The following is a 13,477-nucleotide window of genomic DNA, read 5'->3' on the forward strand; positions in this document are numbered from 1 at the left end:
ATCCTTTGCTTTGCGAGTGAGTGGCCGGTATTGCGTAAAATCAGAACCGGCAAAAGTGATGTATCACTTTACCGCAAAGTGATTATCCGAGACAGAAAAAAAGACCCCCGTCAGTCGGGCAACTGACGGGGGTCATTTGACATAGCACACGTTATTCGTAACGCGGCGCCTTACTCGGCCTGGGCGGCTTTCCGCGCCGCGTCCCGCTCCTGAATCAACTGCTCAAACATCGGCACGCTGATCAGGCCATGGGCCAACAATGCCCCCAGGTGACCCGTCACCATCATCACCGCGCCATGCCAGAGCATGGCGTCGTCGGCGTGCCTGATGACCTCCTGCACCATTTCGGCGATTGCCTGCCGGGCAACTTCAATCACTTCAGGGCTGTCTTGCTCGATCGGGATCATGGGCATGGCGGGGGTTCCTTTCAGGTCAGTTCGTTACGGGTAACGGCGGGTCAGTCCGGACGGCCGACCATTTCAACTTTTCCTCGGTCAGCAAGGCCGCCGCCTGCCGGGCACCGCGCTCGGTGCGATAGATCCGGGGCAGCTCGTCGTAGACCTTGAAGCCCGCTCGATCAAAACCGCAGTCCAGCATGTAGATCGAGTAACGCAGATCCGGGTCTTTTTCGATCCACAGCGCACAGCCCTTGGCGTCCTTCGTTTCCAGCACGGTCAGCATGGTGGGGATTCCTTTCAATTGAATTCGTTACGGGTAACGGCGAAGGTCACGCCTTGCCACCGACCGGCATTTCAACCGGCCGCACCGTCAGGCTCAGCGCCTGCTTGCGCGCCTCACGCACATCATCGAGCAGCGCGAACACGGCGGCATCCGGGTCGGACTCGCTGGCCGCCGAGGCGTCCAGACGGGTGATCAGGTCGTTCAACTGGTCCAGGGTCAAAGCCAGCGGGTAACGCGGCTCAATGCGGGTCGGTTCGGTCATGGCGGGGATTCCTGTCAGGTCAAAAAAATCTCGGGGGTTTGGGATGGCTTTGCTCGGCCAGCGCGCACATGCCACAGCCAAAACCCGGCCGATCGATCCAGCCGCCATAGAGTCGCAGGCCGTCGTGATTGCACATCGGGCACGGCTCGCAGACGTCGACGCAGTTAAGCAGGCGATACGCCCGACTGCGCCCGGCCTGCCAGTCATCACCGGGCGCGGCCAGTGCCGCCACCTGGGCGACCGTCAGCCCTGACCAGTCGTCGATCAGTGCATCAGCGGCGGCCAGCTCGGGCACGGCCAACGGCACAAACTCGCCGGGCCGCCAGTTAATGCGCTCGCCGTTGGGGCCTTCGCATTCATCAATGAACCCGGAAGCAATGCAATCGGCGCCGTCAGCGCCCGGCACGGCCGCCTCGTCCGCCGGGACCAACCCGCGCGCCGCTTCCAGCCGGCGCCGCGCCTGCGCCCAGCTTTCGCCCGGGCGCGCGCCGGCCTGCACCTGGGCATCGGTCAGCGGTGCCAGTGGCTCAATCATCGTCAGCCCCCGGCACCACCTCGGCATCGGCGGCATCGAGCAAGCTTTTCAGGCGCAAGGCCCGGGTATGCATCTGCACGGCGTCGAGTTCCATCTGGGCCAGCGCGTCGCGCACGTCGACCGGCTGGCCGTTGAGCAGATCACCATAACCTTCCTCGTCCAGCGCCTCGCTGACTTCGGCATACACGGCGGCTTGCAGCTCGGTCAGGGCTGGCATGGCGGCACCTCAATCGAGGCCTGCACCCCGGCCAGCCGCTGCGCGCGGCCAACCTCGCGAATCCGCGCGCTGCCGGCGTCGTAGCACAGCGGACACCAGCGGCAGCCGTAGACCTGACACGGTGCGCCACAGTCCTCACAAGTGCCGTTCGCGTGGCTGGGGTTGTCGGGAAACTTCGGGGTGTCGGTCATCGGCTCAATCCTTGTCATTCGTTACGGTAACGTGACCCTGTTCGCCCGGCAACGGGCGGTAATCGGTCGACTGGCCAGCCGCGCGCAGGCGGTTTTCCCAGGTGCCGATCGCCTTGTGCGCCTTGTTGCGCTCGCTTTCGAGCAGGGCGTTTTCCCGCTCCAGTGCCACGACCTGACGGCGCAGCTCGGCCACGTCGTCAACCTTAGCCGCCTTGGCAACAGCGGCAGGCGCGGCGGCCTCGATCGGCGCCGGCGTGCCACTGACTTCGGCGGCGATCGCCTGCAAGCCGCTTTTCAGGCGCTCGATTTCCGCACGCGCCTCGGCCAGCTCCTTGCCCTGCGCGGCGGCGATCTTGCGGTACTTCTCGTATTCTTCCCAACCGCGTTTGCGCTCCGATTCCACGCGCTTTTCGCCGTTCAAAATCCCTTCATCCTGATCCAGCCTTTCGATCGCCTCGGGCGTCCAGAAAGGCAAACCGCCAAAAATCTTGGCCAGACGCTCGCGCACATACGGCTGCTTGAGGTGTTCAAGGTCACGCCGCGCCGTCAGGAACACACTCATGGCCCACCACATATAACTGAGGTCATCGCGCCCCAGCGTGAGCGACACCAGCCCTTCCTCCTTGGCCGCTTCTTTCTCGGCGCGCTTGCGCTCGCGGAAAGCCTTTTGGCGCGCCTTGTTGCTCATGGGCACCTTGGCATTCGGGTCTTTCGGCGCATCGCCGAACATCGCCAACTGACCATTTGGCTTGATCCCGGCCAGCGCCTCGATCAGCCATTTCGGGCGTTTATCCTTGCCGCGCCGCTCGACATACTCCCCCTCGATCGACTTCAACTTACCTTCAGTCTGCCTCAGCTCCAGCACCACGCGCCGCACCGTCTGGTCCACGCTTTCGCCAACGCTCGACGTGGCGCTCAAGCTCACCGAGCGGTATCCGGTTTCGCTGATGAATGGCTTGTCCAGATCCACGGCGCGCAGATCACAGAAGCGGTGATTGCCGAGCATGTGATGGGGAAGCACCACCCACACGCGCAGCCCTTCGACCTCCAGCAGAAACTCGCCCGCCTGACCCCAGCTCGGCACCTGCCCAGGGCGCGCCGCGACGGCGCGGGCCAGCACATGGCCGGCGCTGTCGTCATCCGCTTTGCAGCCGGTCAGCGTGTCGCCGTTGAGCTTGTACACCAGCGCGCAATAGGCGTCCTCGGCCTGATCGAGCGCCTCGATATGCCCGGCCAGAACGGCGTCGTGGTACTTCTCGGCGGCCTCCTTGGCTAGCGCCGGAAAATGCTCGGCCGGCACGTCGGCCAGCGCGGCGACACGGGCGAGGAATTCCGGGCGCTCGTCCCGGGAGAGGTGTGCGGTGGGTTTCTTGCGAGCCATCACGGGCGCTCCTTGGCAGGCCCCGGCGTGCGCCGGGGCGGACTTCCTTAAAGGTGGGTATCCAGACCGGTCAGGCGGGTGAAGGCACGCTGCAGATCCTCGCCATATACCCCATCCTCACGGGCCTTTTCCTTGAAGTCGAGGCGCGCCCAGCGGCCGGCGATCACGTCGTAGGTGTCCATGGCATTCAGCTCAACGCGGATCATGTTCACGCCGGCCCGGGCGAAGTGCGCCGGCAGCCTGAATTGCAGACCTTGAGCAGTGGCCACCAACTCGCGGGCGCCGGTCATCACCATGAAACGGCGAGCGCCGAGCTGGTCAAGAATGGTCGCGGCGACTTGCTGGGCATTGGTCAGGGGTTTGGCTTGGGTCATCGGGGTCTGCTCCGGTGGGCGGCCTTGGCGGGAGATTGCCCGGCCTTGGAGCAGACTTTAAAACCGTTTCGTTAATTCGTCAATTCGTTATTTCGTTATTTCGTTATTTCGTCATCGCGGACAGAAGGCTTGGCCAACCCTGCATAAATGCTTAGCAGCCGCCAGACTGCGTAAGGCACGTCACCCTCGCCACCAGCCCACTTGCGGATCTTTTTCTGCGAGACACCTACCAGCATCCCGGCCGCACTTGCCGGCAACCCGGTCACCCGCAACAGCTCGCGGAATTCCTCTACCGTAGGAGGCATCCACCCAGGCGCAAAGGCATCAAACAACCCGGGGCGATTCAGGGCCAGCTCCTGGCGCACTTGCTCAGCAGTCATTGAGCGCGGCGGATCGCCCGGCACTTCCAATTGCTCAGCGTCCAGACGCAGCGCTGCGCGCATCGCCTCCCACATATCCGGCGCGTCGAATTCCTCGCGTGACCCGTCACGCCGCAACAAAGCAAACATCCATCAGCCTCCAATGCTAAACCGCCGGCAGTGCCGGCGGTTGTCGTTATTTCGTTAAATCGTTATTTCGTTAATCGGTCGGGGCAGTACCTGACCTTGACCGAGGCCCCGCCATGCCAGCAAGTCCAGCCAGAAGGCGACGCCAGCAATCCAACGCGGCCGTAATCCTCGCACGAATAGTAGCCTTGAGCCTCTAGCCAGATACCGATATCAACCAACTGCACACGGTCGACCTCGGGCAGCTTGCGAAATTCCGGTACCGCCAGTACCAGACAATCGCGCTGGGATCCCCCAGCGATACGAACATTGAGCTGAATTGCATAACGATCAAAGAACGCTTTTTTCAAAGCGACCACATGCGGTGCTTGTTTAGTCATCGGTTTTATCCCGGAGTGCGGCCTTGACGTAATGCCCGGCCTTGGGACAAACCTTATTCGCGCTTCGTTAATTCGTCAATTCGTTATTTCGTTACTGAAAAATCCTGTCGCGCATGCCTACGGTGAAGGACCGCGCCCGTAGCCGCTGAGGGATCGCCGCAGGCAAGTCGCAGGCTCGGCATGGACTTGCCCAGGAAACCGCCGAGACAAGCGCAGCAGGGCCAGCAGGCAGACAACGAACGCAAGCGAACCCCCCTCACTGTCAACTGGAGCGCTTGCGCGACCGACTTGGCCAGCGGCCGGCGCGTGATCGACTGTAGGGCCGGCATGATGGTCTGTGGTCTTGCGCGGAAGTCCTCCGGCTCGCAAGGAGTGGAGCGCGCCTCACTGACGGAACGGCGGCGTTACTGACGCCGAGCTGTTTCCTTGCCCCGCGCCTCCAGGCGCGAAGTGGGCAGGCATATCTATTTCGTCAGACCGTCATGCACCGTTGGCATGGTTTATGAGCTTTAAAGGCTCTTTCTTTATGCCTTGCGGTACCACTACACAGAGAAACTTGCAGAATTATAAAAGCACGGCGCATTGATCGACCGGCGCCGGCAACTTTTTTGCGCCTGACTCGCAGATCGAGGGGGAAGGTTGTGCGAAAAGAGGGGGATTTGCAGGCCCTGGTCGGTCGCCGGGAGCGTTTCCAGGTTGCGGACGTGCGAAGACACCGCCTTAAGCGGTGCCGGTTGTGGCGGGGTTATGGGCGGTAACGCTGATTAAACAGCTTGCTCCGCTGGTTCATTGGCAGCGATTGCACTTCAGGTTCGGAACAGAAGGCCACCCAGGCAGCCGCACGGGCACGCTCGGCATTCTCGGCCGCCTGAGCCTGGGCTAGCGCTTCCTGGCGGCGGCGCTTGGCCTGGGCGGTGACGTGCGACTGCTTACGCGTGGCGGCGTCGGCGGCGTTGCTGATCATTGCGTCAGCACGGCGCTTGCCAAAGGTGGCCAGCAACTGAGTACGCTTGGCTTTCTTCTGCATGCGGGCCTCGGCGAGCTGGTAGCCCAGGCCGAGCTGGATAAAGAAGCGCGGACGAACGTTGATCGTGACGCGGGTGATCCAGAAGCGGCCGTTGTAGCAAATCCGGCGCATCTTGCGATAGACCATCTTCGACTTCTCCAAGGCGCCCATCACGCGGGAGACTGTCCACTCTTGCAGGCTGGTGTCTTCGGCTAGGCCGCGCTGCCGGTTGAGGCGAAACTCTCCGTCCTTGTCCAGATATCCCAGCACCAGAGTAGCGATATCCATGCGCGCGAGGATTGGTTCGATCAGTTCGGCGAGTGCGTCCCAACGCTTTTGGCTGGTCCGGTAGCCACTCTTTTGGAAGATATCGAAGTCGCGCAGCCACTTGCATTGGCGGTCTTTGGCTTCTTCACGCACGCGCTCGGCGGCAGTACCAAGAAACGTTTCGCGCTGGGCGGCCGTCAAGGCACGCGGGCGGCGCTGCTGAGCCGAACGATCGACACGCTTTAAGCGCTTGGCGGGGGCTTTGGTCTGGACAACCGAAAGGCCATTGTAGGCCGCCGCTGCCGGGGAGCTTGGCAGGTGGTGGATGGTGGCGGTTACGCGCTTCATAGCGAACCACCAGCCGGGGCCGTTCGCAAAGCGCGGGCCAGGAGCTGCCAATCTATACGCCCCCGCATAATGCCGGGGCGGCCTTCTGCTGAGGCTTCGCCGATCATCCAAACATCCCTAATGGCTAGGGCTTGCTTATGCGGTGATCAGCTAATAGACTTCTACCTGCCCGGTGAGTAAGCCTATTTTGTGCTGATCGCCGAAAACCTCCGTCCCGCCAAGGTCGGGGGTTTTCTTTTTTAAGCCTGCCTAAAAATTCTCTAATTCTTCTTACTGCTTAGCCCCAAGGGGCTGACGGCGCTCAGAATAACGCGCCCGCCTTTGCTCGTCCACATTTTGTGTAAATTTACACATTCTTGAGCGAAGCAACGGCCAACCGCACCGTTTCCAGGTGCAGCCACTCGCCCGGATGCGCTTCCAGGTCATTGCCTTTCTGAATACACAACCACGCAAGGTACTGATATATCGCGTCGATAGTAGACGCTTGGTCACTTTTGATCAAAGGGTTTACAGAGGGTGCTTCCGACATAGGGGGGTTCCTTCCTACAACAGTCGTTCAAGTGCGGCGATTCTATCTAGAATCGCCTAATACTGGATATATAAACAGTGGTGGCTTTTTGATGGTCGATCGGGCGCATGCTACCGGACTGACCGCCGATCGCCCCCATCCCTCTGTCGGATATCGACGGTCTAGATAGATCGCTCGCCTAGAACAACCCTCCCAGCGCCGCCGGCTCCCAATTCATAATCACCAGTTCGCCGGTGATTTCTGCCTGCCCTTGGCGCTGGTTGGCAGTGGTGTAGCGAATGTCCAAGGTTTCAAAATGGAAACCCTCAAAAGCACGACGGATGTCCGGGTGGTCGTTAATGCTGACCATCACCTTGCCCTTGCAGCGGCGCATAAAGTCGGCCATCCGTTCGTAGTTCTCGAAAGGAAAATCAACGCCGTAGCCCGCCGTCTGCCAGTAAGGCGGATCCATGTAGTGGAAGGTGTGCGGCCGGTCGTAGCGCTCGGCGCACTCTAACCACGGCAGGTTCTCCACATAGGTGCCGGCCAGGCGCTGCCACGCTGCAGAAAGGTTTTCCTCAATCCGTAGCAGGTTGATCGGCGGGGCCGTTGTGGCAGTGCCAAACGACTGGCCGGAAACCTTGCCGGCGAACGCGTGGTGCTGCAGGTAGAAAAACCGTGCGGCGCGCTGGATGTCGGTCAGGGTTTCGGGCCTGGTCATTTTCTGCCACTCGAAAATCTGCCGCGAACTGAGCGCCCATTTGAACTGGCGCACGAATTCCTCAAGGTGGTTTTGCACGACGCGGTACAGCGTTACCAGATCGCCGTTGATGTCGTTAAGAACCTCAACCCGGGACGGCTGAGGCTTCATGAAATAGAGCGCGGCACCGCCGGCAAAAACTTCGACGTAGCATTCGTGTGGTGGGAAAAGGGGGATAAGGCGATCGGCCAGACGGCGTTTGCCGCCCATCCAAGGGATGATGGGGGAAGACATTAAAAAGCAAGTTCCTTTGCTGCATGAATAGACAGGTGCTAGGCTCGCCGCGCTTCGTGCACGGAGTAAGAGCCTTGGCTGGACTTGCAGGGAGTTTCTGCGGGGACAGTGGCCGGCCGGGATGTTGACGCACCCCGGTCCGGCCGCTCTTTTCTACTTCGGTGCCGACACTTCTTTTGCGTAAGCCTGACAGGCTTGCAGCGCGATCAATCCTCGATCGCCGGCGTCGGTGATGCCGATAATTCGCCGAGCATGCGCTGGGTCAAGTTCGGCTCTTGCGCTTCCATGAACCACGCCGCCGGCGCTGGCAGCGGCTGACACCCCGTCACAACGGGCGGCGCTGCTGCCGGCGCTGAGTAGGACTGACAACCGGACATCAGCAGTGGCAAGGCGATCAGACAGGCGTTGCTGAGCTTTTTGCGCATCGGATAGATCCTTGTAATGGGTTTTGTCGTTGTCTTTCAGGCGCTGCTCCAGCGCCAGGCGCTTGTCCTGCTCGATCACCAGCGCGCCCACCGATGCCTCGGCGGCCGCCCGGGCCACGTCGGCGGACTGGCGGGCCTGTTCGGCCAGCGCGTTACCGTAACGCCAGTCCTGAATCACCCAACTGCCCGCAGCGCCGGCGACGGCGATCGACAGCAGTACCAGGGCTATCGCCCACGGGCGCACCGGCGCCGGAATCAGATCGAGGACTGACATAGCACCGCCTTGGCCTTGGCCCACAGCTCGCGGCGATCGGCCAGACCGGCGCTGGCCACGTTGATTTTCCGGGTGATGCCGTCGAACAACCCCGCGTCGGCCAGATCGTTAAGGCCTCGATCCCACCAGTACCAGGCCGCCGACAGCGCGGCATATTCCGGCTGCTCGAGCAGCTCGGGCCGCTCGAGCAACGGCAAGCCGAGCGCCTTGCCGCACAGACGGTAATTGTCGCGGCCGGTGATCTGGATCAGACCGCGACCGCGATAGCGGTAACCATCGCCAGAAGCCTCTGGACCGTTGCCCATGCGATCGGCATAGACGCGGTTGGCCAGCTTTTCCGAGTTGCACAGATAAGCTTTTGCGGCCTCGATCTCGGCCGGATCTGCTCGGCCGTTACGGTTGTCATCAAAACCCGACTTGAACAGCCGCGCGACGCGCTCGGCGTCCCGGTAGTAGAGGCTTTCCGACAGCTTGGTCAGGTGCTGCGACTCGTGCCCGCACTGCGCGATAAACGCCGCTTGGCGCACTGGCGAGGTGATGCGGAAACGCACCATGGCCGCCTCAAGCACGGACACAAAAACGCCCGCGACAGGGCGGGCGTTGGGGAGGATCTGCAGCAACTGCTGCTGACTGATAGGCATAAAAACTCCAGACACAAAAAAGCCGCACTCAGGCGGCGATGGGATGCGGTTACTGTTTCTCGATGTTCACAACCTTGAGCGGTGCTTTTGGCCCTTTCTTTTTCTTGCCCTTGGATTTACCGGCTTTGCCGGCGTTGCATTCGACTGTGGTCGACCAGCCGGACTGGGTGAACACCTGCTCGACCGAATCCGCCAAGTACTCGCCATCAAGCCCGACCTTGAAACCCTGAGCGATGATGGGACGCTCGGCGAAGATGTCCGTTCGACCGGGCATTTCAAGCCGCACACCGGCGGTCGAGCGGTTGAACGCCGACAGACGGGCCTTGGCCGCCGCTTCAGCAGCGCCCTTGTCCGGGTAGATATGGCGGTCGGTATGCACTGCCGGCAATCCGTCCGGGGCGTCATCGTTGTCGATGGTAACCACCGCGAGCTTGCCGTTCTTTTTGTCCTGATGCTTGGTGGCCACCGCCTTGTGCGAATTGCGATCGCCGAGACTGAATTGCCAGCGGCTGAGGTCACTACGGGTCAGCGTGATAGCGCCAAATGCTTTGCCGCTGGCCGTCTGGCCACCTTGGCGCGGCATCACCAACAGCTTGCCGTCCGCCACCTTGGCCGTGCAGTCGTATTGCTTGGCCAGACGGGTGATGAAATTAAAATCGGACTCATTGAGCTGGTCGACCCGGGCGACCTTGGTCGACACCGGACACACCGGCTTCCAGCCATTTCGCGCAGCCACGTCAGCCACGATCTTCGACAACGGCACGCCTTCCCAGCTTCCGCTACGGATGGTTTTGCCACTGCCACGCACGTCGCTGGCCTTGCCCTTGATCACGATCGTGTCCGGCGGGCCTGACACCTCGACCGTATCGACGGTGTAACTGCCCATACGCGTCAAGGTCGTTTCGGCATAGCCCAGGTAGATCTCGATTGAGCTGCCACGCCGTGGCAATTGCACTTGCCCATCACGGTCGTCGATACGCAACTCAAACTCGTCGGACTCCATGCCCGGCTTGTCAGAGGTGCGCAGCAACAACAGCCGATCGTTGATCTTGGCCGTGATGTCGGCCCCATCGGCGACAATGCGAAACATCGGAGTCATGGTTTTTTTCCAATAAAAAACCCGCACAAGGCGGGCCAGAAAAACAAGGTGTCGTTACGCGTAACGCGACGCGGCGCCGGCGAAGGCATCGCCCCGGGTCAATCCCACAAGCTGACGCCTTCATTGGTCGGGCTGGGCAGATCCGGCAGGACGATGATCACCCCCAACCGGAACGGCTGAGGCTCATCGGCCAACCCCTGATTGGCATCGAGCACGGCCTCGACGCTGCCATTCAGATGACCGTAAACGTTGTTGCAAATGACATCGAGCATGTCGCCGTCAGACGTCCTGCATGTCGTCGCCATAACGCTCAAACTCCAAAGTGAACCCCTGTTTGCGAGCAATCCCGCCGTGCAGCAGTGCGGACTGTTCCTCGTTGATGTTTTTCAGGCACCACGTCCCGATCACCTCGCCATAGCCCGTGGTCAGGGTCAGCGGTTGCAGCCTGGCCCCGATGGAACGCAGCGTGTCGAGCTGCTTTAAACCGCCTTTGAAGCCCGGATAGATCGTGCCCTTGAGCGTCAACTTTTCATCGCCCATACCGATGGCCTGCTTCGCCGGGCGGCGCGTCAGCCGCTCCTGCGAAGCCCAGCGGAATTCGGTCGAACGGCTCAGCTCGTCGAACGCTGCCGTGTCGAGGTTGAAGTAATACGGCTCAATCTTCGGATCGCGCGGCTGAATGATCATCAGATGCGGGAACGGCTTCACCGCCTCCGGCGCCGGCGTGGCCTCCACGGCAAAGGAACTGGTGGGCACGATGTTGGCCAGCGACGGACTGACCTTGCCGGCGACGTTGTTGATCGCCGTGGCCGCCTTGCCCGCCTGTTCCTTCAACGTACCCAGCCGCTCCTGCACTTCAGCCGCCGCCCGGGTGGCGCGGCCGTACACCGCTACCACCTGACCGACCTTGGCCTGAGCCGCGTCGACGCCGCGCATCACTCGCTGAAGTTTGGCGCCGATGGCCGGACCAACAAACGGGATGTTTTCCAGCTCGGACGCGGCGCCGGTCAGTTCGCGGATCGCGCCATTGACCGGGGACAGCATGCCATCCGCGCTACGCCGCCCGGTTTCCGCTGCATCCACCAGATACTTCAGACTTGATTGCATCTGCTCCATGTAAGCCATGAAACCTCCTTAGACATGGGGTTCATCGTACAGCTTGGCGGCGTTACTCCTCGCCGCGTCCGCCATCATTCGCTGCATGTGCGGCATCAGATCCTGCGCCAAGGTTTGCGGGTCTTTGACATCGCCTTGCACGGTCACCGGCATGTTCAGTGAATACTGAAACTGCTGATCCACCTTGGCCGGCTCCGGCTTCGCCGCCTCCTTGGGCTGGATAGCCAGCGCCGCCGACTTGAGCGGCGCCGTCACTGCCATCGAGCGCGCGACATCCCCCAGCACCGGGCCTTGCTGCGCCGCTGACGCCATCATGAGCGGCGTGGTCGGCACCGGTGCCTTTGCCGTTTGCTCGGGCTTTTCATCCTCACCGCCGAACAGCGACTTACCCAACGACCCGCCCAGCGCCGCACCGCCCTGACTGCCCAGGTAAGCACCGATCATGCCGCCGATCGCGGTGCCGATGATCGGCACAACCGAACCAATGGCGGCGCCTGCTGCTGCACCGGCCATGGTGCCGGCCAGGTTGCCGGCAGCCGAACCGTAACCTTCGGCTTTTTCGTCCTTGGTCTTGGCGTTTTGAAAGGTTTCAAGCGCCATCGCGCCGGACTCCAGCAGCGTGCCGCCAGGAATGACCTTGGCCACCTTGCCGGCCTTACCGACGGTTTCTGCGACGACGCCAAGCTTGGACAATGCTCCACCAGGAACGGAAGGGACTGATGGCGACGGGATCGAAACAGGTGGACGTGAAACCGGAACAGGTGGACGAGGCACAGACGGACGAGGACCTCTAGAACTCGGCAACGACCGGCGCCGAGCGCTGCGCCCTGACCCACGCCTACGTCGGCGCGACTCGCCCGACGCATCCACACCGCCACCCATAGCGCCGGCATTTACGACGAAAACCTTCTTGACGCCGTCGTTACCTGCACCACTGTCAGTACCCAGGCCGCCGCCTGTTGCCGCTTCCTTCACCCGCGAAACAACATCCAGGCCAGTCGCTACCAGATCAAGTTCTCCGGGGTTTTTATTTGGGGCTTCGCTCCCATTTCTGCCACCGCGCGACCCACGCGCAAGGTTTAGCAGCCCCTTGCTGATCTTGATCGTGCTGAAGATACCCTTTAAGGCGATCAGCCCCGCCCCGACCGTGGCGATACCAGCAACTACCCCGGGCGCGCTATCCGTCAGCGACGTAATGCCTTTAGTAACCTTGGTCAACGACTCGGCCACGGTGTCCGTCACCGGGCGCAGCGCATCACCGATGCTGCGCATGGCGTCATCCATCGACTGGGCCATTTCTGCCCATTTCTGCGATGACGACTCGCGCCGCTCGGCGAGGTTCTTGTCGAGGATCCCGGTCGCGTCACGCGAATCGTTTTTGAGCTGGCTGTACAGCGCCTTGTTCTGCATGTAGGCCGACAGTGCGGCCTTGACCTGCATATCGGCGAACAAATCGCCGGTGCGCAGGGATTCTTCCAGCGAGGCCATCATGGCCTTCGCCTTTTCCGGATTGGCTTCCTTGCTGATTTTTGACGTCGCTTCGGCCATGGCCGCCGCACGCTTCGGATCGGTCGCCTGAATGTATTTCTGAGCCAGCGCCATACTGGTTTCGAGCGTCGACATACCGTTTTGCAAACCGGTCTGCATCGAACCCTTGTAGTCAATCCCGGCTTTTTCGTAAGCCTTGACCGTGTCGGTCGAGCCGATTTTACCCATCCAGTTTTTCAGGTTGTTGGCCGCTTCGTCCGAACTGCCGGCCTGTTTCATCTGGACCTGCAGCATGGCACCCAGTTGGGTCACCGCATCCAAGCCGGTGATGCCGTTGCTGGCCATGTTGGCCAGCAGTTCCGGGAACCACTTGGCCATGTCGGCCGCTTCAAAGCTGCCCGCCTGACCTTGGTAGGCGATCGCTTCCAGCGCCTGCTGCATCTGCTTGGGGTCGGTGATCTTGGCGTTCTGCCCCAGGGCGTTGATCATCTTCGCCGTGTCGACGCCGCTGGATCCCTGCCCCACGACAAACTTGGCCGCGACAGGCGCGTATTCCAGCGCCTTGCTCAAGTCCATACCGGCGCCGACCAACTGATTGACCACGTCGGCCACATCGTTGCGCGCCATGCCGGTATCGCGTGACGTGTCGATGATCTTGCGCGACATCTCCTGCTCTTGCGGCTTGTTGGCAATGCCGGCCTTGATCGCGATGTCACGGACAATCGCGCCAAAATCAGCGCTGACCTTGGCCGGCACCGCCATGGCACCGACACCGACCACCGCC

At 61.6% G+C, this 13,477-nt stretch carries 19 protein-coding genes; all 19 read right to left on the reverse strand.

Translation table 11 applies throughout. The features are described 5' to 3' along the window. Positions 1-170: 170 nt before the first annotated feature. Complete coding sequence (locus FGA82_RS17925; protein ID WP_141128084.1) at positions 171-413, reverse strand: hypothetical protein; 243 nt, start codon at positions 411-413, stop codon at positions 171-173. A 19-nt stretch (positions 414-432) separates the two neighbouring features. Beyond that, a complete protein-coding gene (locus tag FGA82_RS17930; protein ID WP_141128085.1) occupies positions 433-681 on the reverse strand; it encodes a hypothetical protein in 249 nt (82 codons plus the stop codon). 46 nt (positions 682-727) lie between these two features. Then, positions 728-943: a hypothetical protein gene (locus FGA82_RS17935; RefSeq protein ID WP_141128086.1), complete on the reverse strand. Its 216-nt coding sequence runs from the start codon at positions 941-943 to the stop codon at positions 728-730. 19 nt (positions 944-962) lie between these two features. Continuing rightward, positions 963-1,478, reverse strand: a complete 516-nt coding sequence (locus FGA82_RS17940; RefSeq protein ID WP_141128087.1) for a hypothetical protein — start codon at positions 1,476-1,478, stop codon at positions 963-965. Next, a complete protein-coding gene (locus tag FGA82_RS17945; protein WP_141128088.1) occupies positions 1,471-1,695 on the reverse strand; it encodes a hypothetical protein in 225 nt (74 codons plus the stop codon). Before FGA82_RS17945 ends, FGA82_RS17940 begins: the two co-directional genes overlap by 8 nt. After that, positions 1,683-1,886 (reverse strand): hypothetical protein, encoded by a 204-nt coding sequence (locus FGA82_RS17950; protein WP_141128089.1) that lies wholly within the window; start codon positions 1,884-1,886, stop codon positions 1,683-1,685. The genes FGA82_RS17945 and FGA82_RS17950 overlap by 13 nt, the downstream gene beginning before the upstream one ends. A 4-nt stretch (positions 1,887-1,890) precedes the next feature. Further along, entirely contained in the window at positions 1,891-3,267 is a 1,377-nt protein-coding gene (locus FGA82_RS17955; protein ID WP_141128090.1) for a hypothetical protein, read from the reverse strand. Positions 3,268-3,314: 47 nt separating this feature from the next. Further along, positions 3,315-3,641 carry a hypothetical protein gene (locus FGA82_RS17960; protein ID WP_249384261.1) on the reverse strand — a complete coding sequence of 109 codons (327 nt, stop codon included), beginning with the start codon at positions 3,639-3,641 and terminating at the stop codon, positions 3,315-3,317. 95 nt (positions 3,642-3,736) lie between these two features. After that, on the reverse strand, positions 3,737-4,150 hold the full coding sequence (locus FGA82_RS17965; protein WP_212760541.1) for a hypothetical protein: 414 nt from the start codon (positions 4,148-4,150) through the stop codon (positions 3,737-3,739). A 62-nt stretch (positions 4,151-4,212) separates the two neighbouring features. After that, on the reverse strand, positions 4,213-4,527 hold the full coding sequence (locus FGA82_RS17970) for a hypothetical protein (protein WP_141128091.1): 315 nt from the start codon (positions 4,525-4,527) through the stop codon (positions 4,213-4,215). 745 nt (positions 4,528-5,272) lie between these two features. Continuing rightward, on the reverse strand, positions 5,273-6,148 hold the full coding sequence (locus tag FGA82_RS17975; protein ID WP_141128092.1) for a hypothetical protein: 876 nt from the start codon (positions 6,146-6,148) through the stop codon (positions 5,273-5,275). A 346-nt stretch (positions 6,149-6,494) separates the two neighbouring features. Then, entirely contained in the window at positions 6,495-6,677 is a 183-nt protein-coding gene (locus tag FGA82_RS17980; protein ID WP_141128093.1) for a hypothetical protein, read from the reverse strand. A 178-nt stretch (positions 6,678-6,855) separates the two neighbouring features. Continuing rightward, entirely contained in the window at positions 6,856-7,650 is a 795-nt protein-coding gene (locus FGA82_RS17985; protein ID WP_141128094.1) for a DNA adenine methylase, read from the reverse strand. 153 nt (positions 7,651-7,803) lie between these two features. Beyond that, positions 7,804-8,349, reverse strand: a complete 546-nt coding sequence (locus tag FGA82_RS17990) for a lysis system i-spanin subunit Rz (protein ID WP_141128095.1) — start codon at positions 8,347-8,349, stop codon at positions 7,804-7,806. Beyond that, positions 8,331-8,990: a glycoside hydrolase family 19 protein gene (locus FGA82_RS17995; RefSeq protein WP_141128096.1), complete on the reverse strand. Its 660-nt coding sequence runs from the start codon at positions 8,988-8,990 to the stop codon at positions 8,331-8,333. The genes FGA82_RS17990 and FGA82_RS17995 overlap by 19 nt, the downstream gene beginning before the upstream one ends. A gap of 49 nt (positions 8,991-9,039) precedes the next feature. Continuing rightward, a complete protein-coding gene (locus FGA82_RS18000; RefSeq protein WP_141128097.1) occupies positions 9,040-10,089 on the reverse strand; it encodes a phage late control D family protein in 1,050 nt (349 codons plus the stop codon). Between the two features lie 98 nt (positions 10,090-10,187). Continuing rightward, positions 10,188-10,394, reverse strand: coding sequence for a tail protein X (locus FGA82_RS18005; protein ID WP_034156567.1), 207 nt, complete (start codon positions 10,392-10,394; stop codon positions 10,188-10,190). Then, positions 10,369-11,214: a phage tail protein gene (locus tag FGA82_RS18010; RefSeq protein ID WP_123377011.1), complete on the reverse strand. Its 846-nt coding sequence runs from the start codon at positions 11,212-11,214 to the stop codon at positions 10,369-10,371. The genes FGA82_RS18005 and FGA82_RS18010 overlap by 26 nt, the downstream gene beginning before the upstream one ends. 9 nt (positions 11,215-11,223) lie before the next feature. Next, the coding region (locus FGA82_RS18015; protein ID WP_141128098.1) for a phage tail tape measure protein at positions 11,224-13,477 on the reverse strand (2,254 nt) is incomplete at its 5' end.

It is taken from the genome of Pseudomonas fluorescens (assembly GCF_005938625.1).
In the GTDB taxonomy this organism is placed as follows: Bacteria; Pseudomonadota; Gammaproteobacteria; order Pseudomonadales; family Pseudomonadaceae; genus Aquipseudomonas; species Aquipseudomonas fluorescens_BD.